Consider the following 23,369-nt stretch of genomic DNA (forward strand, 5'->3'; position numbering starts at 1 on the left):
GTGGAGGGACCGGGGTGATCCCGGCAACGCGGCGCGCGCGTGCCAGGCGCCGCCGGGCGGACGGGACTTTCGGTACACGCCCCAGGGCGGCTGGCACCCCGGGGCACGGCCCGGTCCGATCGGCGCGACGCGACGCGACGCGGCGCGGACCGGGCCGTGCGACGCGGCGCGGCGCGGACCGGGCCGTGCGACGCGGCGCGGCGCGGACCGGGCCGTGACGCGCGGCGACCAGACATCATCCGGCCGGCGGTCGCGCGCGGCGCCTCGCCCGGCGCTCCCGCGAGGCGGACACACCCCGCCACCCCGCGTAAGGCCCCTGGGTCAGGACCACTTCGGGTCGCGTCCGCTGTGGGCCAGGGCGCGCTCGAAGTCCGACGCCGTCCCGGGGATGTCCACCTCGTCGGCGAAACCGTCGTACTGCCGGTACAACGCGGCAGTACCGTCGACGACTTCGAGCACATAGGCGGCCGCCTCGTCGGACAGCCGGAACTCCTCGCCGACGACCCGGGCCACGTCCCAGCCGTGCAGGACCGTCTCCTCGATGAGCATCGCGGCCACGTCACCGGCCGGGGACGTGGAGCTCCCCAGGTCGATCTCCCCCTCCCAGACCGCCGGGTCCGCCCAGGCGGCGACCGCGCGCTCCAGCTGCTCGGCGTACTGCCCGGCCCAGTCGGCGTCGGCGGTGAAGTCACGCTCGACAAGCGCCTCGGGAAGTTCCTTGCCCAGGGCCCGGTGCTCCAGCCCGTGGGACGTGTACAGCACCCAGTGGTTGACAAGCCCCCGCAGATTCCAGTCACCGCAGGGCGTACGGTCCGCGTCAAGCTGCTCGGCACGGATGGAACGGGCGATACGAGCCGCCTCGGCGGCGACTTCGGTCATATGAGCGTGCTCGGTCTTCATGCCGGAACCCTACGACCGCACCTGTGCCCGGCAATTGAAGAAAGGCGACACGTCGGTCACGGAGCCGGTCCAGGGGAGTCCGGAGTGATGTGGCGCTGGCGGAATCTGGCCCGGAACGTGTCGCGGGGGGAGACAGTCCGGTGAGCTGGGCGGGTGCGCCTACGGGCCGGGCACCGGGTCGCCGGGCGGGAGCGTCACGGACGCTCCGGTGACGACGCGGTCGCCGCCGGTGCGGACGGTCCCCGGCGTGCCGCCCGCCGGGGGCCGCGCGGCCGTCATGACGCGAGCCCCGCTTCACGGGCGGCACAGGCCGCGGCGTCCGAGCAGGCCCGGGGGAACCAGCTGTACGCGGCACCCGCGGCCGGGCGGGTCCGCTGTTCCCCGAGATCGGTGTCGGTGCCGATCGTCAGGCCGGTCCGGCACCAGACGCAGGACCATCCACGCTGCTGCTGCTCCGTCAGTTCACTGGCCGACGGAAGGTTCCTCACGTTCATGACGCCCCCGGCTCCTCGCTGGTCTGGTGGGACGAGAGTCCCAGGACACGGGGGCCGCAACGCTCACATTTCTGTGAGCGGCCCCAGGGGTTTCCGGCGGGCCGGACGCGTCTCAGAGACCGATCCAGGCCGTCATGTTGACCAGGTGGTCCGAAGTGCGGCGGCTCGTGTGGAGGAGCCCGGTCACCGTCTCCCTGGTACGCGGGTGGTAGCGGGTCTGCTCCGGGGCGGTCCGGCGCGCCGCGAGCAGGTGGCGCAGGGAGGCGTCCAGGTGCCCGGTCTCCATCTCGGCCACGGCACGGTCCACGAGGAAGCGGGCCCGGCGCGACGTCAGCGTCGACGGAGGGAGTTTCACGGTACGGGCCTGCCGCAGCGCGGCGTCGAAATCGCGCATGGTGATGGCCGCGCCGATCTCGTGCAGGTTCACGTTCATCCGGCCGAAGCTCAGCCAGTGGACCTCGCCCGCCTCGCCGCCGACGCGGTCGGCCAGTTCCCGGGCTGCCGCGATGTGCTGCGCCACGGCCCCGCCGTCCCCGGCCCTGGCCGCCATCTCCGAGGCCCCGAGGTGCAACTGGCCCGCCACGGCGAGCCCTTCGCGCGAGGTCTGGCCGACGACGAGCTTCTGACCGGCCTCGACCAGGCGCCTGCCGAGATCCTGCTCCGCATCGGCGTGGCTCAGGGCCCGCCGGTACTGGCGGATCGCGGCCAGGCAGGGATCGGAGGCGTGCGCGGCGGCCCACCCCATGCGGTCGAGCGCGGTGATGGCGAGGTCCACGAAGCCGAGTTTGGCGGCGATGTCGTGGGCGGTGCGGTACGCGGAGGCCAGAGCGCGCCAGGCCTCGGTGCTCGGCGCGGTGTGCACGGTGAGGGTCAGGTCGTCGATGACACCCGGCAGGGCGAGGGCGGCCTTCCTGAGGTACGTCGCCCGGACCTCCTGGCAGAGGCGGTCGGCGTCGCGTACCAGCTCCCCCACCGTGCGCGTGGGGTGGTGGCCGTCGGGTTCGAGGTCGTAGAGGGCGAGGGACTCCCGGACCGGGCGCACCAGCGCGGCGAGCCTGCCCTGTTGTGTTTCGGTCACGTGCGGCGGGCCCATGAGGAGTGTGATGTCGATGCCGAGGCCGTGGGCGACGGCCGCGGTGAATTCGGCCGTCGCCACCCGGGCCCCGCACTCGACCTGGTTGAGCAGGCTGTAGGAGTACGGAATGCGGGCGGCCAGCTGGCGTTGGCTGAGCCGGGCCAGTCTCCGCTGCTCCTTGATGCGCTCGCCCGTGCTGCAGTCGTCGGGTGCGGGCATTCCGGCCCCCTCGCGTTCCTGGTTCATCGCCCGGAACCGTACCCGCGCGGGGCGTCGCGGAATTCGCAAAGCGGCCTGGTGCCCACCGGATTGAGGAAAATTGGCCGGTCCCGCCCCGGCGCGATGGGATGGCGCTATGAAGACTCTCTACCTGCTCGGTTCCGCCGCTCCGCCCGTCCTCGGCATCGCTCCGGTCATCGAGATGGCCCAGGTCCGCGGCTACGACGTGTGTCTGGGCCTCACTCCGTCGGCGGCCCGGTGGCTGGAGCCGCGGCTGACGGAGCTGGAGCGGCTGACCGGGCACCCGGTGCGGTCCGCGTACAAGGTGCCGGGCGCGGACGACGTATGGCCACCGGCGGACGTGGCACTGTTCGCACCGGCCACGTTCAACTCGGTCAACTCCTGGGCGCTGGGCCTCACATCGAGCTTCGTGGTGGGTTTCGCGGCCGAGGCGATCGGCAAGGGGATTCCCCTCGTCGCGATGCCCTGCGTCAACTCGGCGTACGCACGCCACCGGGCCTTCGGCCGGAGTGTGACCGAGCTGAGGGAGATGGGCGTCACGGTGCTGTACGGCCCTGGCGGTTTCGAGCCGAACCTGCCGGGCGAGCGCCGCCCCGGGGGGTTCCCCTGGCAGCTCGCGCTCGACGCGGTCGACGCGATGGGCTCGTAAGCCGAGACCGTAGGGTGGCGGGATGACGCTCGCACCTGACTCGCCCGATGAGACCTTCCTGCTCGGCGGCGAGCTGCCGGTACGGCGGCTCGGCTACGGCACGGCCCAGCTGACCGGGCCCGGGTACTGGGGCCCGCGCGGTGAACGCGGCGCTGCCGTGGCGGTGCTGCGGGCGGCCGTGGAGCAGGGGGTCACCCTGATCGACACCGCGGACAACTACGGCCCCGGGCTGGCCGAGGAACTGGTCGCCGAGGCGCTGCACCCGTACCGCGAGGAGCTGGTGATCGCGACCAAGGGCGGTGTGGTCCGCACCAGCGACAGCGCCTGGCACGTCGAGGGCCGCCCGGAGCGGCTGCGGGCCATGTGCGAGGCCAGCCTGCGGCGGCTGCGGACGGACCGGATCGATCTCTACCAGCTGCACCGGCTGGATCCCGAGGTGCCGGTGGCGGAGCAGCTGGGCGCCCTGGACGAGCTGAGGCGCGAGGGTAAGATCCGGTTCATCGGCCTGGACACCCTGACCGCCGAGCAGCTGGAGCAGGCGCTCTCCCTGACCGGGATCGCCTCGGTGCAGAACCGCTTCCATCTCCTGGACCGTTCGTCGGAGGCGGTACTGAAGGTGTGCGAGGCCCATGGTCTCGCCTTTCTGCCGTGGTTCCCGCTGGGCAACGGCGCGCTGACCGGTGATGCCGCGGTCGCGCTCTCCGCCATCGCCGACCGGCACGGCGCCACCCGCGGGCAGATCGCCCTCGCCTGGCTGCTGCACCGCTCCCCCGTCCTGTGCCCGACCCCGGGCACCGGTTCTCCCGCCCATCTCGCGGAGAACCTGGGGGCGCGGGGAATCCGGCTGTCGGACGAGGACCTGAGCGGCCTGGAGACGCTCGTACCCGCATGAGAAGAAGGAGCACCCGGCCGTGACCACGCCCGACACCACCACCTTTCCCGCGCCCGCTCCTGCCCCTGCCCCTGCCGCCGACGCCGTGCCGGTGATCCGGGCCGACGGGGTCCAGCTGGTCCGCGACGGCAAGGTGCTCCTCGACGCGGTCTCGCTGACCGTGCGAAGCGGTGAGCACTGGGCGCTGCTCGGTGCCAACGGGGCCGGGAAGAGCACTCTGCTGGGGCTGCTCGGCGCGGTGAAGCACCCCACCCGGGGTTCGGTGGAGGTGCTGGGGCGCACCCTTGGCCGGGTTGATCTGCGGGAGCTGCGCGCACTGCTCGGGCATGTCGACCCGCGTCATCCGCTACGTTCCCCGCTGTCGGTGCACGAGGTGGTGCTGACGGGTCTGACGAACTCGGTCGAGCCGGTGCCGCGCCGGTCGGTGGACCAGGAGCAGCACGACCAGGCGGAGCGGCTGCTGGAGATGCTCGGGATGGGCGGCAAGTCGGGGTCGCGCTGGCCCGCGCTGTCGCAGGGCGAGCGGGGCCGTACGCTCATCGCCCGCGCGCTGATGCCCCGGCCGCGGCTGCTGCTGCTCGACGAGCCGGCCACCGGTCTCGATCTCGCCGCGCGCGAACAGTTGCTCGACAGTCTGGACATGCTGCGGGAGGAGCACCCGGAGCTGGCGACGGTGCTGGTCACCCACCATCTGGAGGAGCTGCCCGCCTCCACCACGCACGCGATGCTGCTGCGGGGCGGCCGGTGCGTGGCCTCGGGCCCGGTGGACGGGGTGCTGACCACGGAGCGGGTCAGCGACTGCTTCGGGCATCCGGTGCGGATCTCCCGTACGGACGGGCGGTGGGCGGCGCGGGCGCAGCGCGTTTCCCGGCGCTGAGCGGCTCAGCCGTCGCCGGAGCCTTCGCTGGCGCCGGAGCCCGCCGTGGGAGTGAAGGGGGTGGCCTGGTTGTAGTAGAGCACCCAGCCCGTGCCGGTCAGCCGCCACACCGAGCTGCGGTGGGCGAGGCGGCCCTTCGTCTCGGTGTCGTAGGTGAGGTGGACGATGTCGTCGGCGAGCTGGATGCCGTTCATCCGGGAGGCGGTGAGCGGGCCGGGGCGCGGGGCGTCCGCCGCGGTGAGCGAGGCGATCATGGTGTCGCGGTCCCAGATCCGGCCGGTGTAGTCGATCTCCCGGTAGTCGGGGTGCAGCAGCCGGGCGAGGAGTTCGGTGGAGGCGCGCACGGCCGGGTCCAGGAGGCGCAGCTCGCCCTCGACCGCCGCGGCCACGCCGGGGGTCGGTTCGGTCATGCGGGGGCTCCTGCCGTGGTCATCTCGACCAGTCTGGCCACGGTGTTCCAGTTGCGCGAGGTGGCGACGATGTCCTTGGTGACGGAGGTACGGGACAGCGCGTCGGCGAGTTTCGAGCGGCCCAGCCCGTCGGGGGCGTAGAGGTAGAGCGCGCGGTCACCGAGGGCGAACGCCTCGGGGAGATGGGCCGCCGGGTCGATCCCGGCGAAGCGGGCGGCGTCGACCGGCCGGTCGTAGTACGTGATGTGCAGTTGTCTTCCCTCAAGTTCGGCGGCCGGGAAGGGGCAGGCCGCCGCGACTGCCGCGAGGTAGCCGCCGTCGCGGACCAGGCAGGGCACGGCGAAGCCGAAGCGCTGTTCGACGGCCCGCTCCAGCTCGGCGGCGAGGGCGTCCTCGTCGTCCGACGCGCTGCTGAAGACGGCGTTGCCGCTCTGCAGGTGGGTGCGGACGTCCTCGTGTCCCAGTCCGGTGAGCAGGCTCCGGAGCTCGGCCATCGGAACGCGTTTGTGTCCGCTCACATTGATCCCGCGCAACAGCGCCGCGTACATCGTCATGGCCCACACCCTAGAGCGTGTGGCGGAAGGCCGCGGGCGGGCTGGCGGTGCCGGGCCCGGTGTCCTGTGCCGGTCCGGTCCCCCGGGTGGCTCCGCCTGCACTCGGACGGGGGAAGCGCGGGAGAGGGGCGCGGTGGCGGTGAACAGTGGCTTCGACGGCCGCCTGACGCGGCGCCTCCGCCGTCTGGTCCACCGGTCCCGCGCGCACCGCGGCTCACGGCTCCCCCGGCGCCGCGGGCGGCGGGCCGCCCGCGGCGCCGGGCGCGTCCGCTGGTGACATGTGACCCGGTACGGCCGCACGCCTTCCGCCGGAACGGCTCCGAGCGCTGCGACGGCCCGGCGGCGCTCCGCGAAACGTCCTTCGGCCGAACTGTCGTGCTCAGTGGCGTAGTTGGCGATACAGGGCGAATACCCGGACATAATGCGCTGGCGTACGCCCGCCAGGGAGTACGGGACAGCCCTTAGTCTGCCCGTCATGATCGACTGGAAGAGCATCGAGGCCGCCGACTGCGCCGTGCCCGCCGACCGCCCCATGGACGACCTGGTCAGCGAGCTGTCCCGCGCGCTGGCGGACCCCGATCCGCTGGTCCGGGACGGCGCGCCCCACACCGTCCTCGCGACCTGGATCGCCCGTGGGGCGATCGACGCGCCGCGGCGGCTGGAGCTGGGGGACGAGATGGCCGCGCGGTTCGCCGACGACCGGACCGAGGCCCGCACCTTCGCGCCCCTCGTGCTCGGCATGCTGGTGGAGGCGGGGGACTTCGCGGCCGGCTGGGTGGACGCGTTCGAGCGCTGGTACCCGGCGGAGCGGGATCTGCGCGGCCATGACGAGACGCTCGGCTGGCTCCACGCGGTGGCGCACGGCGCGGACCTGCTCGCCGGATTCGGCCTCCACCCCGAGGTGGCGCCGGGGCGGATGCTGCGTCTCGCCGCCGCGCGGCTGACGGCGCCCACCGACCACGTCTACGACCAGCTGGCCCGGGGGATCGCCCGGGTGCTCACCCGCACCGACCTGAGCGAACGTGATGCCGTCGGCTGGCTGGGCCCGATCGCCGAGCACTTCGGCGCCGACCGCATCAGTACCCCGGTGCCCGCCCACCTCAGCAACTGCCTGCGCACCCTGCGCCTGCTCTACATCCTCGCCGACCGGGGTGTGCGCCCCACCAGCGAGCTGCCCGCACACCCCCTCCACCACCGCGAGGCGGTCAAGTCCGCCCTCGCCACCGTCCTCGACCGGATCGTCAGACGCTGACCGGCAGGGTCCGGCGGCGCCGGGCACCGTCGGAGGACGGCGCCCGGCAGGGGGCCCGGCTCAGGACAGCATGTTGATCTTGTACTGCATGAACCGGTAGTCCTTCCCCTTCTCCTTGTCGTACCACTGGCTCACGACGATGTGGAAGTCGCCGAAGGTCGAGCCGGGGATGACGAACCCGCCGTACGGACTGGCCACCAGGTTGGCCGCCTCCTGGCCCGGCAGGCAGGGCAGGATCATCGTCTGCTCCAGAGTCCTGGTCAGGTCCGAGGTCGGGAGGGGGAAGACCATCGCCCGGATGGACAGCACATCCATGTTCAGCCAGGTGAGGACGTACTTGCCGTCCATGGCACGGAAACAGATCTCGCCCCACTTGCGGGTGCCCAGGACGGTGGTCGGGGCGGGCGCGTTCCACCGCCAGCCGCCGTCGGCGTAGCCCCAGGGCTCGTAGGCGTCCGGGTTGCCGAGGCTCTCCTTGCGCACCCGGTGGAGCAGCATCCCGGATGCCACGTCGCGGCTGAAGACCGTGGAGAGCACATAGCAGTAGCCGTCGTCGGCCACGGCGTACGTCTTCTGCTGGAACTGGCCGCCGTGCAGGTCACCCGGCCACTGGCACAGGTACTCCCAGGTCTCGCCGTTGTCGGTGGAGCGCCAGAAGTCCGTGTGGTGGGTCTCGAAGATGACGCCGCGCATGAGGTGCATGTACATGACGCCGTCGACGACGAACACGTCGGACGGAATCGCCGTCGTGGCCTTGTTGTCACCGACCGGCGTGTGCGGCTCCTCGACGAGGCCGTTGGCGTGAGCGCCGCCGACGCTCCCGTCGATGCGCAGGCTGTTCAGGTCCGCGCTGCTGGAGCGCAGCCCCACCGGGGCGCGCCAGTCACCGTCGGGTCCGCCCGGCTGGGGCATCCGGTCGCCGTCGAACGTGTCGCCGCCGACGAACAGCATGGTGCCGTCCGGGCAGAGCACGGGGATGCCGAGGTCGGTCCACGGTGAGGCGAACGGACCCGTCTCGTCCGGGCCGCTCAGGTTCTTCACCTTGACCGCGAGCGTGGGGCTGGACGGGTCGCCCGGTCCGCCGGCCGTGGCCGCTCGGGCGCCCGGCCCGACCATCCCGGCGCCCACGGCGGCACCGATGCCGATCTTGAGGAGCGTGCGGCGGGAGCAGTCGCTGGTGACGTCCTTCTTGTCCGGTGATCCTGTCATCCTGTCGATGCCTTTCGGATACGAGCCTGCGCGGACGGGAAGATGCCTTCGGCGCCGCACCGGCACGGCCGGCGCGCGTGGACATCACCGGATCAACGCACCGGCGCGCGGGCAGGATGCGGCCGGAGGGAGAGACCGGCCGAGGTCGGCCGGAAGTCGCGGTGAGCGAGGTGTCCGCGGGGCCGGGCCCCACGCACGGCGCGGCCGCCGCGCCCCGTGGGGGAGGGCGCGGCGGCCGCTGTTCTCCGTCGTGCCGGGCTTTCGCCGCCCGGTCACCGCTGAGGGCCGGTCGGCTACTCGACGATCTTCAGCAGCTTGTTCGCGGTGCCCTCGGTCGCGTTGGAGATCGCGTCGGGGGTGGCCCCGTCGGTGAGGGCCGTGGCGACCTCCTCCGGGCTGGCGTCCGGGTGTCCGGCGAGGTAGACGGCGGCGGCACCGACGACGTGCGGGGTCGCCATGGACGTACCGGAGATGGTGTTGGACGCGTCGTCGCTGTCGTTCCAGGACGAGGTGATGTCCGAGCCCGGGGCGTAGATGTCCACGATCGAGCCGTAGTTGGAGAAGTACGACTGCTCGTCGTCCACGGTGGACGACGCGACCGTGATGGCGTCGGGGACGCGGGCCGGGGAGGTCTGGCTCGCGTCGGAGGAGTCGTTTCCGGCGGCGACCGCGAAGGTGACGCCGGAGGCGATGGCCTTCTCGACCGCGGCGTCGAGCGCCTCGTCCGCGCCGCCGCCGAGGCTCATGTTGGCGACGGAGGGGCCCTCGTGGTTCTCGGTCACCCAGTCGATACCGGCGACGACCTGCTCGGTGGTGCCCGAGCCGGAGTCGTCGAGCACCCGGACGGCGACGATATTGGCCTTCTTGGCGACCCCGTAGGTCGCACCGGCGATGGTGCCCGCCACGTGGGTGCCGTGGCCGTTGCCGTCGTCGGCGCTGTCATCGTTGTCGACGGCGTCGTAGCCCGAGCTGGCCCGGCCTCCGAACTCCTCGTGCGTGGTGCGCACACCGGTGTCGATGACGTACGCGGTCACGCCCTCGCCCGCGCTGTCGGGATAGGTGTAGGCGTCGTCGCCCGCGGTCTCGGTCTGGTCGATCCGGTCCAGACCCCAGGACGGCGGGTTGGTCTGGGTCTCGTCGATGTGGAACTTCTTGTTCTGGACGACCTTGGAGACGGCCGGGTCGGCCGCCAGCCGCTTGGCCTCGGTGAGCGTGAGGCCGGAGGCGGAGAAGCCGTTGATGGCGGAGCTGTAGTTGCGCTTCAGCTTGCCGCCGTACTCCTTGGCGAGCTCCGACTTGTCGGCCTTCTGGTTCAGCATGACGATGTAGCTGCCGGAAACGGCGTCCGCCGCGTCCGCGCCGTAGACGACGCCCATCGCGGGGGCGGGCTCGGCGCCCGCCAGCGAGGTGTTGAGCAGGGTGATTCCGGCAGCCGCGGCCACCGCGGTTATCGCGGCGGTGAGCTTGAACCGGCGGGCACGCTGGTGAATAGCCATGAAGAGGGATCTCCTCGTCATTCTTTGTGGGGGGATTCGCTCCCGGCCGGAAGATCTCCGGGGGCTGGCTCGAAACCCTGACCGATTGACGAGCTCAGATCAAGACCTTCTTGTGGCTGTGACTTACACAACAAACTTTCGTAATAAGAAACCGGCCAGCGGCACCCAAGTCGGGCGTGGTCAGCGGGACTTCGGTGGGGCGCCGTGGGGCGGCGGGGCGACCGGCGGTCTTCGCGGGCGGCGCGGCCCACCCCGCCCGGCGGTCCGGACGGGCGGGGGCGCGGCCGGATTCCGCCCCCACGTTCACCGACCTCTCACCTGGCGGCCACATTGCGGCGGTGCGGAACGTTCCGGTGCGCCGGAGGCGGCCCCGGGACCGCTCGCGCGGACGTCCCGGGGCCGCCTCCGGCAGCCGTGTCAGCGCTGGTAGCGGGCCAGGACCCGGTTCCCGTCGTCGACCAGACGCTTCCTCAGCTCCTCGGCCCCGATGGCCCCGCTGTAGTACTCCTGGAGGGCGGGCGTGGCCACCTTGTCCTTCCACTCCGGGTAGCCGCGCACCGACTGGGCGGGGGCGGGACGGAGCTCCTTCGCGACGGCGACGCCGGTCGCCCAGCCGTTCTCGGCGGTGTGCAGAGAAGGATCGGCGAGGGCCTCGGTGCCGGTCGGCAGCATCCAGTCGCCCTTGGCCAGGCGCACCATGTTGGGCGGCCGGAGCAGGAAGTCGATGAACTGCGCGGCCTCCCGCTTGTACGGGCTGTCCTGCGAGACCGACAGGGTCTGCGGGCTGACTCCCTGGGTGAGCCCCGCACTGCCCGCGGGCGCCGGGAGCACCGTCCACTCGAATCCCTCGGGGGCCTGTTCGGCGATCTGCTGGCGGTAGGAGAAGCCGAGCGGCACCATCGCGTACTTGCCGCCGAAGAAGCCGGGGAGGGTGTCGGAGCCGCCCATGCCGAGGGTGGTGCGCGCGGCGCTGCGGTCGGTGTTGACCTGGTCGTGAATGGTCCCGGGGACGATCCGGTCGCCCGCCTCCGCGCGGAGGGTGACCTTGCCGTCGGCGCCGCGGTGGAAGAGCTGGCCGCCGCCGGAGAGGCCGAGGTTGAGCGTGACGGACACCGGTTCCCTGAGCGGCCAGGCCACGCCGTACCGGCCCTCACCCGTCAGCTCCCTGGTGACCTGCCGGAACTCCTCCCAGCTCCAGGGCTTCTCGGGGGTGGGGACGCGGACCCCGGAGGTTTCGAGGACCACGGTGCTGGCGATCAGGACGCGGGGTTCCTGGAGGAAGGGCACACCGTAGACGCCGTCGCCGAAGGTGGTGGTGGACCAGCTCTGCGGCGGGATGTCGGCGGTCAGCCGGTCGGGGAGGAGTCCGCGCAGGTCGGCGAGGTAGCCGCCGTACGCGAAGTCGGCCAGGTCGTCGGAGGCGTCGTGGATGATGTCTGGTGCCTCGCCGCCCTCGAACGAGGTGAGCAGCTGGTCGTGGACGGTGTCCCAGCTGCCCGGGACATACGTGACGTGGACGTCCGGGTGGCTTTCGTTCCACTCCCTCACCAGCTGCTTGTTGGTGTCGACGGACTCCTTCTGCCAGGCCAGCGACTGGAAGCTCAGCTCGATCCGGCCGCCCTCCCCCCGGCCGCCGTCCGTCCCCGCGCAGCCGGCGAGGAGCAGGGCCAGCGCGGTGGCCGCGGCGGCCGCCGCCCTGCGCGGTGACGCCCGCATCAGCTCTTCACCGCCCCGGCCAGCATGGAGCCGGTGATCCGCCGCTGGATGATCGCGAAGATCACCAGCGAGGGCAGGGTGGCGAGGAAGGCCGCGGCGGCGAGCGGCCCGAGGTCGGCCGCGCCCTCCGCTCCGATGAAGTGGGTCAGGACGACCGGCAAGGTCTGCTTCTCCGGGGTCTTGAGCAGGACGAGCGCGAAGAACAGCTCGTTCCACGCGGTGATGAAGGCGAAGAGCGCGGTGGCGGCGATGCCGGGGGCCAGCAGCGGGGCGGTCACCGACGCGAGGGTCCGCAGCCGTCCCGCTCCGTCGACCGCGGCGGCCTCCTCCAGTTCGACGGGCACGGCCCGCACGTAGCCCACCAGCATCCAGAGCGCGAAGGGCAGCGCCCAGACGGTGTACACCATGACCAGCCCCGACAGGGTGTTGATCAGGTGCAGGCCCTTCAGGACCAGGAACAGCGGGATGATCAGCAGCACCAGCGGGAACGCCTGGCTGACCACCACCCAGCCGGTGGCCGCCGTCGAGAGCCGGGAGCGGCGACGGGCCATCACGTACGCCAGCGGCGTGGCGACGACGACCGCGAGGGCGGCGGCGCAGAGCGCGGCGGTCAGCGAGTTGGCGGCGGCCCGCAGCAGCGGCTGCTCGTCGAAGGCCTGGCGGAAGTTGTCGAGCGTCGGGTGCCCGGGGATCCAGGTGGGGTGGAGCGAGCCCAGTTCGCGGGCCGGCTTGAAGGCGGTGGACACCAGCCACAGGAACGGGAACGCCAGGAAGGCGAGGTAGCCCAGGAGCGCGGCGTACTGTCCGACGCGGACGGACGTACGGGTACGGGTGTTCATCGGCCCTCGCCTCCCCCGAGCCGTCCGGCGAGGTACACGGCGAGGATCACGGAGATCACCGCGACCATCACACAGCCCATCGCCGCGGCGTATCCGAACTGCCCGTAGTGGAAGGCCTCCTCGTACGCGAAGAGCATCGGCAGCCGGGTGCGGCCTCCGGGGCCGCCGTTGGTCAGGACGTAGACCAGGGCGAAGGAGTTGAAGTTCCAGATGAAGTTGAGCGCGGTGACGGCGAGCGCGACCGGCCTGAGCACCGGCCAGGTGACGGTACGGAATCGGCGCCAGGCACCGGCGCCGTCCAGGGCGGCCGCCTCGTGGAGCTCCTGCGGGGCGTTTTGGACCCCGGCGAGCAGGGCGACGGTGGTCTGCGGCATGCCCGCCCACACCCCGACGACGATCACGGCGGGCAGCGCGGTGGCGAGTCCGGTGAGCCAGTCCCGGCCGTCGCCCAGGCCGAGGTCGCGGAGGGTCTCGTTGAGGACACCCGCGTCCGGGCTGTAGACCAGCCGCCACATGATGCCCACGACCACCTCGGGCATCGCCCAGGGGATGATCGCCAGCGCCCGCGCCAGCCAGCGCAGCCGCAGCCGCTGGTTGAGCAGCAGGGCCAGGCCGAGGGACAGGAGGAACTGCGGGACGGTCACGCCGAACGCCCAGACCAGGCCGATCCTGAAGGAGTCCCAGAAGAGGGTGTCGTGGAGCAGGTCCTGGAAGTTCAGGGCGCCCACCCACTGGGTGGCGCGGGTACGGCCGGACTGGGCGTCGGTGAAGGCGAGCGCGATGCCGTAGAGCAGGGGGCCGACGCTGAGGACCAGGATCGGGATCAGCGCGGGCAGCACCAGGAACCAGGCGCCGGTCCTGCGGCTGACCGGCCGGGGCGGGGCGTCCTGCGGGCCACCGGGTGGGCCGTGTCTCCCGGAACGTACGGCCGCACTCGCTAATGTCACGATCCGCCCCCTTCGCGTCATTTGATCGGTTTCGTACCGTTCTGGCCGCTCAGGTGGCCCCCGTCATGGTGCTGATGGGCCGTCGGTTCGTCAAGGAGGCCTGCACAGGTGCGAAAATCGCAGACATGAACGACATGCTTGCGCGCGAGGTGCTCGCCGCCGCCGGTCTGCCCGGCGACGCGGAACTGCTCGCGCTGGGTGAGAACGCGGTGTTCGCCGTCGGTGACCTGGTGGTCAAGGTCGGCCGGGACGCCGTACGCCACCCGGAACTGCGGGAACGGGCGGACCGCGAGGTGGCCGTCGCCCATTGGCTGGCCGACGCGGGCGTCCCGGCCGTACGGGCCGCGGAGCCCGCGGCCCGGCTGGTCGAGGGGCACCCGGTGACCCTCTGGCACCGGCTGCCCGAGGCGGTGCGCCCCGCCGGGCCGGAGGACCTGGCCCGGCTGCTGACCCTGGTGCACGCGCTGCCCGCCCCGGACGGCTTCGTACTGCCGCGCCGCGAACTGCTGGGCGGCGTCGAACGGTGGCTGCGGCTCGCGGGAGACGCGATCGACCCGGCCGACGCCGTCTATCTGCGGGGGCGCCGGGACGGCTTCGCGGCGGCCGCGGCCGCCCTGGTCCCGCATCTGCCGCCGGGACCGATCCACGGCGACGCGCTGCCCCGCAACGTCCATGTCGGGCCGGACGGCCCGGTGCTGGTCGACCTGGAGACCTTCTCCGCGGATCTGCGCGAGCACGACCTGGTCGTCCTGGCCCTGTCCCGGGACCGGTACGGGCTGGCGCCCGAGGCGTACGACGCGTTCACCGCCACGTACGGCTGGGACGTGCGCGCGTGGGAGGGCTGCGCGGTGCTCCGCGGGGCGCGGGAGACGGCCAGCTGCGCCTGGGTGTCGCAGCACGCGCCGACCAACCCGAAGGCGCTCGCGGAATTCCGCCGCCGGGTGGCCTCGCTGCGCGACGACGACCCGACGGTGCGCTGGTACCCCTTCTGAGCCGCGACGGGGCCAGCCGGCCGATACGCGACGGGGTCAGCCGGCCGTGACCGCGGCCGGCTCCCGCAGCGGCCAGTGTCCGTCGACCACCGCGTCCGCCGTGCCCTTGCGGCGCAGGAACCGCTGGAAGTCCGCCGCCCACCGGGCGTACCACTCCACCTGGCGCTCATGCAGCTCGGCGGCGGACATCGCGGCCACCGAGCCGTGCCGCCCGGCTATCGCGTGGGCCACCCGGACCGCGGCCAGCGCGTCGGCCCCCGCGTCGTGGGCGCCGCCGTGGACCACGCCGTACTCGACACAGACCGCTTCCAGGGTGCGCTTGCCCTTGCGGTAGCGGTCGACCGCGCGGTCGATGGTGTACGGATCGATGACCGGGCCGATGCCCGCCCCGTCCAGCCGGTCGCTCAGCGAGGGCAGACCGTGCCGCCGCAGCTCGGCGGTGAGCAGGGTCAGATCGAAGGCCGCGTTGTACGCGACGACCGGAACGCCGCGGCGCCAGTAGCCGGTCAGCGTCTCCGCGATCTCGTCCGCGACCTCCCGCACCGGGCGCCCCTCCGCCGCCGCCCGCTCACTGCTGATGCCGTGGATCGCCGAGGCCTGCGCGGGGATCAGGACCCCCGGGTCGGCCAGCCAGGTGCGCTCCCCCACGGGCTCCCCGCCGCTGCTCCCGACGCTCACGACGGCGGCCGTCACGATGCGCGCCTCCAGCGGCTCCGTGCCCGTCGTCTCCAGGTCGAAACCGACCAGCGGCTCCCGTTCCCAACTCATCGGGTACCTCCTTCGTGTGCTCCCCCATGTGGTGACCACCCTTGCACGCACCACTGACAGAGCCCCCACGCCCCCTCACGGGCGGGCCCGGCACCGGCCGGGGGAACGGCGCTCAGGAGACGGGCCGGGAGTCCGTCCACACCGACTCGAACTCCTCGCGGTACGTCTCGAACAGCCCGTGCTCGTTCTCCTGCCCCGCGCGGAACACCGCACGTCCGCCGCCGCGCAGCACCAGCACCGGCGCCTCCATCCCGCGCGCGCGCCGCAGATACGTCTGGACGACCCCCACCGCGTCCGTGCCGTCGCCGTCCACCAGGTACGCCGTGAAGCGCGGGGTCTCGTCGAAGACATGGATCTCGAAGGCGCCCGGGTCGCGGAGCTTGGAGCGGACCCGGCGCATATGGAGGATGTTCATCTCCACCGACCGGCTCAGTTCGCCCTTCTTCAGGCCCAGCTCCCGCTCCCGCCGCTTGACCGCGCTGCTCGCCGGGTTGATGAAGAGCAGCCGGATGCGGCAGCCCGACTCGGCCAGCCGGACGAGCCTGCGTCCCGAGAAGTTCTGCACCAGCAGGTTGAGCCCTATACCGATCGCGTCGAGCCGCCGCGAGGCGCCGAAGAGGTCCTCGGCGGGCATCTGGCGCTGGAGCCGCACCCGGTCGGGGTGGACGGAGACCACGTCCGCGTACCGGTCGCCGACCAGCTCCTCGACGGCGTCGACCGGCAGCCGGTCGGCCGAAGGGACCGCGGCACCGCTGCCCAGGATCTCCAGGAGCCGGGCGGAGGCACGCTCGGCCTGGGCGAGGACCGGCTCGTTCAGGGCGCGGTTGCGGGAGACCACGTTGCGGGCGACCTCCAGCTCGTCGAGCGCCAGCTCCACCTCGCGCCGGTCGTCGAAGTACGCCTCGAAGCAGGGCCAGTGCTGGACCATCAGCTCGCGGAGCTGGGGCAGCGTGAGGAAGCTGAGGACGTTGTCGTCGGCGGGGTCCAGCAGATAGCCCTTGCGGCGCGAGACCTCGCGCACGGCGACGGCGCGCTGCACCCACTCCTGTCCGGCGGGACCGGCGGCGGCCACCACCCAGTCCTCGCCGTGGACCGGCTCGTAGATGGGCCGGAGCACCGCGGCGACCACGGCACGCAGCCGCTGCTCCACGAGATTCAGCCAGATGTAGGCACGGCCAGCCCGCTGGGCGCGCATCCGCACCTCGCTCCAGGCTTCCGCTCCCCAGTCCAGTTCCGCGCCGATCTCCACGGGCTGCGCAAGCGACACCGCCCCTGGCGGGGCATCGGTGGATTCCCCCTCGTGACCTGGGTCACCTGGGGGCAGCTCGAAGCCTCCCGAGCTCACCCGCGCACCGCCTTCCACTCCCCCACCAACGATCAAGGAAGGGTACTCCGGGAGCGGGAGCCGGTGCAGCAGGATGCGCATGCTGCTTCGTCAACTCCTTACTGACGCAGGCTTGTTCCCAGCGGAAGCATCGGCCGGAGTGAGGTGATTCATAGTGATTAAGCACCCTATTGCGGACCGGCTGCCGGGCCGGGGCGCGGGCCCGGGGTCCGGATCGCGGTTCCGAGCGACACGCGGAGGCCCGATGTTGACCGGACCGGGTGACGTCCCGGAGACGTCCTAGGTCGGCGCACTTCTTTCGGGAAGGATCTGCCTGATCAGAGGTGGAGGAGTCGAGCCCATGCAGGTCTGGCCGGGACAGGCATACCCCCTCGGCGCCACGTACGACGGTGCCGGGACCAATTTCGCGGTCTTCTCGGAGGCCGCCAGACGGATCGAGCTGTGTCTGCTGCACGACGACGGTTCCGAGACCGCGGTGGAGCTGAGGGAGACCGACGCCTTCGTCCGCCACGCCTATCTGCCGGGGGTGATGCCCGGTCAGCGGTACGGGTTCCGGGTCCACGGGCCGTACGAGCCGGAGCGCGGTGTCCGATGCAATTCGGCCAAGCTGCTGCTCGACCCGTACGCCCGCGCGGTGGCCGGGCAGATCCGGTGGGGCGAGGCGGTGTACGGCTATCCGTTCGGCCGCCCCGACGCGCGCAACGATCTCGACTCGGCCCCGCACACCATGACGTCGGTGGTGGTGAACCCGTACTTCGACTGGGGCGACGACCGCCGTCCCCGTACGGACTACCACCGCACGGTGATCTACGAGGCCCACGTCAAGGGCCTGACGATGCTTCACCCGGCACTGCCGAAGGAGCTGCGCGGCACCTACGCGGGGCTGGCCCATCCGGAGGTGATCGCCCATCTGACGGAGCTGGGTGTCACGGCGATCGAACTGATGCCCGTCCATCAGTTCGTCCAGGACCACCGGCTGGCGGACGCGGGGCTGGCCAACTACTGGGGATACAACACCATCGGCTTCTTCGCCCCGCACAACGCGTACGCGTCCTGGGGCGACCGGGGCGAGCAGGTGCTGGAGTTCAAGCAGGCCGTGCGGGCCCTGCACCAGGCGGGCATCGAGGTGATCCTCGACGTGGTCTACAACCACACCGCGGAAGGCAGCCACCTGGGTCCGACGCTCTCCTTCCGGGGCCTGGACAACGCCTCGTACTACCGGCTCGCGGACGACCAGCGGTACTACACGGACACCACCGGGACCGGGAACTCGCTGCTGATGCGCTCGCCGCACGTGCTCCAGCTGATCATGGACTCGCTGCGGTACTGGGTGACCGAGATGCACGTGGACGGCTTCCGCTTCGATCTGGCGGCCACCCTGGCCCGGCAGTTCCACGAGGTGGACCGGCTGTCGTCGTTCTTCGACCTGGTGCAGCAGGACCCGGTGGTCAGTCAGGTGAAGCTGATCGCCGAGCCGTGGGACGTCGGGGAGGGCGGCTACCAGGTGGGGAACTTCCCGCCGCTGTGGACCGAGTGGAACGGGAAGTACCGGGACACCGTGCGGGACCTGTGGCGGGGGGAGCCGCGGACCCTCGCGGAGTTCGCCGGACGGCTGACCGGGTCCTCGGACCTGTACCAGGACGACGGGCGCCGCCCGCTCGCCTCGATCAACTTCGCCACCTGCCACGACGGCTTCACCCTGCACGACCTGGTCGCGTACAACGACAAGCACAACGAGGCCAACGGCGAGGGCAACCGGGACGGCGAGAGCCACAACCGGTCCTGGAACTGCGGGGCCGAGGGCGAGACGGACCGGCCGGAGGTGCTGGACCTGCGGACCCGGCAGATGCGCAACTTCGTCGCCACGCTGATGCTCTCGCAGGGCGTGCCGATGCTGAGTCACGGCGACGAGTTCGCCCGTACCCAGCGGGGCAACAACAACGCGTACTGCCAGGACAGCGAGCTGTCGTGGGTGCACTGGCCCGAACCGGCCGAGGAGGCGCGCCAGGACCCGGACGGCCCGGAGAGGGGCGAGCGCGGGGCGGCGGGCAGCAGCAGTCTGCTGGAGTTCACCCGGGCGATGGTCTGGCTCCGCCGCGACCATCCGGTCTTCCGCCGCCGCCGGTTCTTCCACGGCCGCCCGGTGGACGGCCCCCACGACGAGCTGTCGGACATCGCGTGGTTCACGCCGCAGGGCTCCGAGATGACGCAGCGGGACTGGCAGGCCGCGCACGCCAAGGCGCTGACGGTCTTCCTCAACGGGCACGCGATCTCCGAACCGGGGCCGCGCGGTGAGCGGATCTCCGACGACTCGTTCCTGCTGATGTTCAACGCGAGCGCCGAGACGCTGGAGTTCCGGGTGCCGGTGCACCACGGACGGCAGTGGCTGCTCGTGGTGGACACGGCGCGCCCGGTCGGGGTCATGCCCGGTTCGGGGCCCCAGGTGACCGCGGGCGAGCGGGTGACGCTGGTCGGGCGCAGCATGGCGGTGCTCCAGCGGCCCGCGTAGGCCGCGGCACGGGGCACGGCCGGGTGCCGGGCGCGGGGCGGCGGGTGCCGGGGACACCGCCGGTCGGGCCCTTTGCGGCGTTCTCTGTCACAGATGCCGCCGGGCCGGGTACGAACGACCGCATGACGCCCACCGCCACCTACCGGCTCCAGCTCCAGCCCGACTTCCCGTTCGCGGCCGCCGCGCGTGCCGTGCCGTACCTCGCCGAGCTCGGCGTCTCGCATCTGCACCTGTCCCCCGTGCTGGAGGCCGTCCCCGGCTCCCGGCACGGCTACGACGTCGTCGACCACGGCCGGGTGCGCGGTGAACTCGGCGGCGAGGAGGGGCTGCGGGGACTGGCCCGCACGGCGCGGGCGCACGGGCTCGGGCTGGTCGTGGACATCGTGCCGAACCACATGGCCGCCGATCCCCGCCACAACCGCGCGCTGCGGGAGGTGCTGCGCGAGGGCCCGGAGTCCCGCTGCGCCCGCTGGTTCGACATCGACTGGGAGGCGGGCGGCGGGAAGGTGCTGCTGCCGGTGCTCGGGAGCCGGATCGGCGAGGAGATGGACCGGTTCCGGGTGGACGGGGAGGTGCTGCGGCTGGGCGGTCAGGAGTTCCCGCTGCGGGCGGGAACGGCCGGGCTGCCGCTGCCGGAGCTGCTGGACGCCCAGCACTACCGGCTCGGCTGGTGGCGGCTGGCCCGTACCGAGCTGAACTACCGGCGGTTCTTCACGGTCTCGGGGCTGATCGGGGTGCGGGTGGAGGACCCGGAGGTGTTCGCCGCGACCCACGGCACGATCCTGGAGCTGGTCCGGGACGGGGTGGTCGACGGGCTGCGCGTCGACCACCCGGACGGACTGGCCGACCCGGAGACCTATCTGGAGCGGCTGTCGGCGGCCACCGGGGGACGGTGGACGGTGGTGGAGAAGATCCTCACCGGCGAGGAGCGCCTGCCCGCGCGGTGGGCGGTCGCGGGCACCACCGGGTACGACGCGCTGCGCCACGTCGACGGGCTGTTCGTCGACCCGGCCGGCGCGGCGGAACTGGTCGGCCGCTTCCGGGAGTACGCGGGCCCGGCCGCCGACCGGGGCGGCGACTGGACGGCGACCGTGCGCCGTGCCGCGTACGAGGTGGTGACGCATGAGCTGGCCGCCGAGACCGCGCTGCTGACCCGGCTGGCGGTACGGATCTGCGCGGCCGAGCCCGGCCTGCGCGACCACGCCCCGTGGGCGCTGCGCACCGCCGTCCGCGAGCTGCTGGTGCGGGTGCCCGTCTACCGTCCGTACGTGAGGCCCGACGGGCCTGGCGCCCCGCCCTCCGGGCCGGCCGAGGAGGCGGTGCCGGAGGCGGCGGCGCGGGACGCGAAGGCGGTGTTCGCGGTCGCGGAGGAGTCCTCGGCGGTCGACGTGGTCCGGGAGCTGGCACTGGGGCGGCTGGGCGGGGGGCCGGAGCGGGCGGCGTTCTGTGCCCGGTTCGCCCAGACGGCTTCGGCGCTGCGGGCCAAGTCGGTCGAGGACACGGCGTACTACCGGTACGCGCCGCTGGTGTCGGCGAACGAGGTGGGCGGCGATCCGGGGCGGCCCGCGGTGGCTCCGGAGGAGTTCCACGCGTTCTGTGCCCGGCTGGCCCGCGACTGGCCCTCCACGAGCACGGTGCTGACCACCCATGACACCAAGCGGAGCGCCGATGTGCGGGCCCGTATCGCGGTGCTGACGGAGAGCCCGGAGGCGTGGTCGGGGCTGCTGACCGAGCTGGGGCGGGCCGTGACGGCCACTCCTCCCGACGCGCAGTTCGCCTGGCTGTCCTGGCAGACCGCGGTGGGCTGCACGGGCCTGCCGGGCGGGGAGCAGGCCGGGCGGCAGGAACCGGCGCTGCTGAAGGCGGTCCGGGAGGCGGGGCTCTTCACCTGCTGGACCGAGTCCGATCCGGCCTACGAGCGGGCCGTGACGGACTTCGTCGCGGCGGGCCCGGCCGCCGCGGGCGGGGCGGTGCGCGAGGCGCTGGAGCGGTTCGCCCACACGCTCGCCCCGTACGTCCGGGCCAATGTGCTGGGCGCGGCGCTGGTCCAGCTGACGATGCCGGGCGTGCCGGATCTGTACCAGGGCACCGAGCGGGAGTACCTGGCGCTGGTCGACCCGGACAACCGGCGGCCCTTCCGTGAGCCGGACGGGGCCGGGGACGACGAGAAGGCCCGGCTCACCTCGGTGGCGCTGCGGCTGCGGCGGGAGCGGCCGGAGGTGTTCGGCGCGGCCGGTACGTACGTCCCGCTGGAGGTCCGGGGCCCGGCGGCCGGGCACTGTCTGGCGTTCTGCCGCTCCGGCGAGGTGGTCACGGCGGTGACCCGGCTGTCGTCACGGCTGGCGGAGTCGGGCGGCTGGCGCGGTACGGAGCTGTCGCTGCCCGACGACGGGGTGTGGGCCGATCTGCTGACGCCCGGCCGGGAGTTCTCCGGGGGGTCGGCGGTGTCGGCCGAACTCTTCGCGGAGCGGCCGGTGGCACTGCTCAGCCGGGCCGGACGAGCAGGGTCCGCGGGCCGCGGGTGAGCAGCCCGGCGCGGACCGGACGGAAGCCGTCCGCCCAGCGGAGCCGGGGCATCGCGTCGAGCAGGGCGCGCAGCCCGTGCCGGGCCTCCAGCCGGCCGAGCAGGACGGCCGGGCAGGACGCGGGGCCGGTGAGGAGGCTGCCCTGGTCGGTGCGGAAGGGGTCGAAGAGGCCGGGGGCGGCGAAGCGTTCCGGGTCGCGGCCCGCCGAGCCGGTGAGGCAGGCGACGTACGCCCCGGCGGGCAGGGTGCCGCCGCTGAGGACGACCTCGGCGGTGGTGCGGCGCAGCACCATCTGGACCGGTGGGTCGCGGCGCAGCGACTCCGTCCACGCCCGGTCGGCGAGAGCGGGTTCGGTGCGCAGGACGTCGGGCAGGCCGGGGGTGTCCAGCACGTTGGCGAGGAAGGAGGCGAGCGCGGTCGCGCGCAGTCCGGTGTGACGGGTGCAGGGGCTGGGACCGGGCAGGACGGGGTACGGGTGGGTGTGCGCTGTGGTGGCCGCGCCGAGGGGCAGCCAGCGGCAGAACTCCTCGGCCAGATCGGCCTGTCGGCGTCCGGCGATCCGGCGGGCCAGTACGTAGGCGGTGCGTTCGATCCGGGCGACGGCGCCGTGGGGCGGGGCGGCGGGGCCGGGGGCGGCGCACCGCGGGCCGCCGTGGCAGAGGCCGAGCGGCGCGGGGCCGCCGCGGGGCACGGCGTCGTGCGGGAGGCCGGTGAACCGGGGGTCGGTGAGGGCGGTGACGACGTCGGCGTACCGGCTGACCAGCCAGGCGCCCAGGGGCGCGTCGTAGCTGAGCGGGTACGTCGCGCGCAGCGCCCGGTAGAGCCGGTGCGGGTCGCGGGCGGTGCCAGGGGCGAGGAGGCTGGGGCCCGGGGCGGTGCGCGGGCGGTGGGCCGGTGCGGATATGCCTTCCGGCGCGTCGGCCTGCATCGGTTCCCCTGGAGTCCGGGGCGCCGGTGTGCGGCGCGGTTCCCTCAGGGGACCACCGGCGGGGCCGACGCGCAGTCGGCGTACGGCCGTCCGGGTGATGACCGGGTTTCAGGCCGGGGGCAGGGGCGCGGGGGCGGAGAGGCAGAAGCTCATGCGGCCGAAGCTCACCTGGTCGCCCGCGCGGACCGGGACCGTGCCGGTGACCCGGCGGCCGTTGACGCAGGTGCCGTTGGTGGAGCCGAGGTCGCGCAGCAGCCAGCCGCCGCCGGGCTGGGTGTGGAGTTCCGCGTGCATCCGGGAGACGGTCTCGTGGTTGAGCCGCAGCCCGTTTCCGGGGTCGCGGCCGATCAGCAGGGGGCGCGGGCTGGGGGCGGGCAGCAGGAGCTTCGGGAGCCGTTCGTTCTGCCAGACCCGGCGTATCCGGCCGGGGAATCCGGAGACCCCGCCGACGACCCGGAGTATCCGCTGTGACAGGCGGCCCTCGCCCTCCAGGTCGGCGGTGAGCGCCGCCAGTTCCTCCGGACGGCGGGCTACGAGCGCCAGTTCCATGCGCCGCATGAAGGTGTCGTGGGAGAGCTTGCCCTGGGCGGCGCCGTCTCTGAGTACGCCGAGCACGCGGTCGCGCTGGGCGTCGGACAGCCGCACGGCGTGCGTGTGGGACTCGAAGGAGGACGTCACGTGCCAATTGTCGGCCCGACCGCCCCGCAGTGTCCAGAATCGGTCTGGTCAGCCGCGTTCCGGTCCGCCGCGTT

21 protein-coding genes are annotated in these 23,369 nt (G+C 72.9%); 7 read left to right on the top strand and 14 right to left on the bottom strand.

Annotated elements, in window-relative coordinates; all coding sequences use genetic code 11:
- Window positions 1-321 precede the first annotated feature (321 nt).
- The 3 genes from ACFVWY_RS31900 to ACFVWY_RS31910 form a co-directional block, all read right to left on the bottom strand.
- Window positions 322-900: a TIGR03086 family metal-binding protein gene (locus ACFVWY_RS31900; protein WP_389878389.1), complete on the bottom strand. Its 579-nt coding sequence runs from the start codon at window positions 898-900 to the stop codon at window positions 322-324.
- A gap of 275 nt (window positions 901-1,175) precedes the next feature.
- Window positions 1,176-1,394, bottom strand: a complete 219-nt coding sequence (locus ACFVWY_RS31905) for a hypothetical protein (protein ID WP_389878390.1) — start codon at window positions 1,392-1,394, stop codon at window positions 1,176-1,178.
- A 112-nt stretch (window positions 1,395-1,506) separates the two neighbouring features.
- Window positions 1,507-2,688, bottom strand: a complete 1,182-nt coding sequence (locus ACFVWY_RS31910; protein ID WP_389878427.1) for a helix-turn-helix domain-containing protein — start codon at window positions 2,686-2,688, stop codon at window positions 1,507-1,509.
- A 136-nt stretch (window positions 2,689-2,824) separates the two neighbouring features.
- Here ACFVWY_RS31910 and ACFVWY_RS31915 point away from each other — a divergent pair, with 136 nt between their 5' ends.
- The 3 genes from ACFVWY_RS31915 to ACFVWY_RS31925 all read left to right on the top strand — a co-directional run bounded on the left by ACFVWY_RS31915 (window position 2,825) and on the right by ACFVWY_RS31925 (window position 5,127).
- Window positions 2,825-3,358 (top strand): flavoprotein, encoded by a 534-nt coding sequence (locus tag ACFVWY_RS31915; protein ID WP_389878391.1) that lies wholly within the window; start codon window positions 2,825-2,827, stop codon window positions 3,356-3,358.
- A 22-nt stretch (window positions 3,359-3,380) separates the two neighbouring features.
- Window positions 3,381-4,250 (top strand): aldo/keto reductase, encoded by an 870-nt coding sequence (locus ACFVWY_RS31920; protein WP_389878392.1) that lies wholly within the window; start codon window positions 3,381-3,383, stop codon window positions 4,248-4,250.
- Window positions 4,251-4,335: 85 nt separating this feature from the next.
- Window positions 4,336-5,127 (top strand): ABC transporter ATP-binding protein, encoded by a 792-nt coding sequence (locus ACFVWY_RS31925; protein ID WP_389878428.1) that lies wholly within the window; start codon window positions 4,336-4,338, stop codon window positions 5,125-5,127.
- A gap of 5 nt (window positions 5,128-5,132) precedes the next feature.
- Here ACFVWY_RS31925 and ACFVWY_RS31930 read toward each other — a convergent pair whose 3' ends face one another.
- On the bottom strand, window positions 5,133-5,537 hold the full coding sequence (locus tag ACFVWY_RS31930) for a DUF4440 domain-containing protein (RefSeq protein WP_389878393.1): 405 nt from the start codon (window positions 5,535-5,537) through the stop codon (window positions 5,133-5,135).
- Entirely contained in the window at window positions 5,534-6,091 is a 558-nt protein-coding gene (locus ACFVWY_RS31935; RefSeq protein ID WP_389878394.1) for a DUF1697 domain-containing protein, read from the bottom strand. The genes ACFVWY_RS31930 and ACFVWY_RS31935 overlap by 4 nt, the downstream gene beginning before the upstream one ends.
- 475 nt (window positions 6,092-6,566) lie before the next feature.
- On the opposite strand from ACFVWY_RS31935, the gene ACFVWY_RS31940 reads away from it, so the two are divergent.
- A complete protein-coding gene (locus tag ACFVWY_RS31940; RefSeq protein ID WP_389878395.1) occupies window positions 6,567-7,343 on the top strand; it encodes a DUF2785 domain-containing protein in 777 nt (258 codons plus the stop codon).
- Window positions 7,344-7,403: 60 nt separating this feature from the next.
- Here the strand turns inward: ACFVWY_RS31940 and ACFVWY_RS31945 are convergent, their stop codons facing one another.
- The 5 genes from ACFVWY_RS31945 to ACFVWY_RS31965 all read right to left on the bottom strand — a co-directional run bounded on the left by ACFVWY_RS31945 (window position 7,404) and on the right by ACFVWY_RS31965 (window position 13,571).
- Window positions 7,404-8,552 (bottom strand): DUF4185 domain-containing protein, encoded by a 1,149-nt coding sequence (locus tag ACFVWY_RS31945; protein ID WP_389878396.1) that lies wholly within the window; start codon window positions 8,550-8,552, stop codon window positions 7,404-7,406.
- Window positions 8,553-8,845: 293 nt separating this feature from the next.
- Window positions 8,846-10,048, bottom strand: coding sequence for a S8 family serine peptidase (locus tag ACFVWY_RS31950; protein WP_389878397.1), 1,203 nt, complete (start codon window positions 10,046-10,048; stop codon window positions 8,846-8,848).
- Window positions 10,049-10,465: 417 nt separating this feature from the next.
- Window positions 10,466-11,764, bottom strand: a complete 1,299-nt coding sequence (locus ACFVWY_RS31955; protein ID WP_389878398.1) for an ABC transporter substrate-binding protein — start codon at window positions 11,762-11,764, stop codon at window positions 10,466-10,468.
- Entirely contained in the window at window positions 11,764-12,603 is an 840-nt protein-coding gene (locus ACFVWY_RS31960; RefSeq protein ID WP_389878399.1) for a carbohydrate ABC transporter permease, read from the bottom strand. Before ACFVWY_RS31960 ends, ACFVWY_RS31955 begins: the two co-directional genes overlap by 1 nt.
- The gene (locus ACFVWY_RS31965; protein ID WP_389878400.1) at window positions 12,600-13,571 is read right to left on the bottom strand and encodes a carbohydrate ABC transporter permease; all 972 of its coding nucleotides are present in this window, start codon (window positions 13,569-13,571) and stop codon (window positions 12,600-12,602) included. Before ACFVWY_RS31965 ends, ACFVWY_RS31960 begins: the two co-directional genes overlap by 4 nt.
- Window positions 13,572-13,675: 104 nt before the next feature.
- On the opposite strand from ACFVWY_RS31965, the gene ACFVWY_RS31970 reads away from it, so the two are divergent.
- Window positions 13,676-14,542, top strand: a complete 867-nt coding sequence (locus ACFVWY_RS31970; protein WP_389878401.1) for a phosphotransferase enzyme family protein — start codon at window positions 13,676-13,678, stop codon at window positions 14,540-14,542.
- A gap of 36 nt (window positions 14,543-14,578) precedes the next feature.
- On the opposite strand, the gene ACFVWY_RS31975 is transcribed toward ACFVWY_RS31970, so the two are convergent.
- Together ACFVWY_RS31975 and ACFVWY_RS31980 are read right to left on the bottom strand one after the other, a co-directional pair.
- Complete coding sequence (locus tag ACFVWY_RS31975) at window positions 14,579-15,310, bottom strand: 3'-5' exonuclease (RefSeq protein ID WP_389878402.1); 732 nt, start codon at window positions 15,308-15,310, stop codon at window positions 14,579-14,581.
- A gap of 112 nt (window positions 15,311-15,422) precedes the next feature.
- A complete protein-coding gene (locus ACFVWY_RS31980; RefSeq protein ID WP_389878403.1) occupies window positions 15,423-16,655 on the bottom strand; it encodes an SAV2148 family HEPN domain-containing protein in 1,233 nt (410 codons plus the stop codon).
- Window positions 16,656-16,995: 340 nt separating this feature from the next.
- Here ACFVWY_RS31980 and glgX point away from each other — a divergent pair, with 340 nt between their 5' ends.
- On the top strand, window positions 16,996-19,164 hold the full coding sequence (gene glgX, locus ACFVWY_RS31985; RefSeq protein ID WP_389878404.1) for a glycogen debranching protein GlgX: 2,169 nt from the start codon (window positions 16,996-16,998) through the stop codon (window positions 19,162-19,164).
- Window positions 19,165-19,286: 122 nt separating this feature from the next.
- On the top strand, window positions 19,287-21,689 hold the full coding sequence (treY, locus tag ACFVWY_RS31990) for a malto-oligosyltrehalose synthase (protein WP_389878405.1): 2,403 nt from the start codon (window positions 19,287-19,289) through the stop codon (window positions 21,687-21,689).
- On the opposite strand, the gene ACFVWY_RS31995 is transcribed toward treY, so the two are convergent.
- Together ACFVWY_RS31995 and ACFVWY_RS32000 are read right to left on the bottom strand one after the other, a co-directional pair.
- Window positions 21,649-22,617, bottom strand: a complete 969-nt coding sequence (locus tag ACFVWY_RS31995; RefSeq protein WP_389878406.1) for a cytochrome P450 — start codon at window positions 22,615-22,617, stop codon at window positions 21,649-21,651. The genes treY and ACFVWY_RS31995 overlap by 41 nt on opposite strands.
- Before the next feature lie 108 nt (window positions 22,618-22,725).
- On the bottom strand, window positions 22,726-23,295 hold the full coding sequence (locus ACFVWY_RS32000) for an FHA domain-containing protein (protein ID WP_389878407.1): 570 nt from the start codon (window positions 23,293-23,295) through the stop codon (window positions 22,726-22,728).
- Window positions 23,296-23,369: the final 74 nt, after the last annotated feature.

This window comes from Streptomyces sp. NPDC058195 (genome assembly GCF_042883525.1).
Taxonomy (GTDB): Bacteria; Actinomycetota; Actinomycetes; order Streptomycetales; family Streptomycetaceae; genus Streptomyces.

Coding starts and splice junctions, on each gene's coding strand:
- ACFVWY_RS31900 (WP_389878389.1), bottom strand. CDS start 900: ATGAAGACCGAGCACGCTCATATGACCGAAGTCGCCGCCGAGGCGGCT.
- ACFVWY_RS31905 (WP_389878390.1), bottom strand. CDS start 1,394: ATGAACGTGAGGAACCTTCCGTCGGCCAGTGAACTGACGGAGCAGCAG.
- ACFVWY_RS31910 (WP_389878427.1), bottom strand. CDS start 2,688: ATGCCCGCACCCGACGACTGCAGCACGGGCGAGCGCATCAAGGAGCAG.
- ACFVWY_RS31915 (WP_389878391.1), top strand. CDS start 2,825: ATGAAGACTCTCTACCTGCTCGGTTCCGCCGCTCCGCCCGTCCTCGGC.
- ACFVWY_RS31920 (WP_389878392.1), top strand. CDS start 3,381: ATGACGCTCGCACCTGACTCGCCCGATGAGACCTTCCTGCTCGGCGGC.
- ACFVWY_RS31930 (WP_389878393.1), bottom strand. CDS start 5,537: ATGACCGAACCGACCCCCGGCGTGGCCGCGGCGGTCGAGGGCGAGCTG.
- ACFVWY_RS31935 (WP_389878394.1), bottom strand. CDS start 6,091: ATGACGATGTACGCGGCGCTGTTGCGCGGGATCAATGTGAGCGGACAC.
- ACFVWY_RS31940 (WP_389878395.1), top strand. CDS start 6,567: ATGATCGACTGGAAGAGCATCGAGGCCGCCGACTGCGCCGTGCCCGCC.
- ACFVWY_RS31945 (WP_389878396.1), bottom strand. CDS start 8,552: ATGACAGGATCACCGGACAAGAAGGACGTCACCAGCGACTGCTCCCGC.
- ACFVWY_RS31950 (WP_389878397.1), bottom strand. CDS start 10,048: ATGGCTATTCACCAGCGTGCCCGCCGGTTCAAGCTCACCGCCGCGATA.
- ACFVWY_RS31955 (WP_389878398.1), bottom strand. CDS start 11,764: ATGCGGGCGTCACCGCGCAGGGCGGCGGCCGCCGCGGCCACCGCGCTG.
- ACFVWY_RS31960 (WP_389878399.1), bottom strand. CDS start 12,603: ATGAACACCCGTACCCGTACGTCCGTCCGCGTCGGACAGTACGCCGCG.
- ACFVWY_RS31965 (WP_389878400.1), bottom strand. CDS start 13,571: ATGACGCGAAGGGGGCGGATCGTGACATTAGCGAGTGCGGCCGTACGT.
- ACFVWY_RS31970 (WP_389878401.1), top strand. CDS start 13,676: ATGAACGACATGCTTGCGCGCGAGGTGCTCGCCGCCGCCGGTCTGCCC.
- ACFVWY_RS31975 (WP_389878402.1), bottom strand. CDS start 15,310: ATGAGTTGGGAACGGGAGCCGCTGGTCGGTTTCGACCTGGAGACGACG.
- glgX (WP_389878404.1), top strand. CDS start 16,996: ATGCAGGTCTGGCCGGGACAGGCATACCCCCTCGGCGCCACGTACGAC.
- treY (WP_389878405.1), top strand. CDS start 19,287: ATGACGCCCACCGCCACCTACCGGCTCCAGCTCCAGCCCGACTTCCCG.
- ACFVWY_RS31995 (WP_389878406.1), bottom strand. CDS start 22,617: ATGCAGGCCGACGCGCCGGAAGGCATATCCGCACCGGCCCACCGCCCG.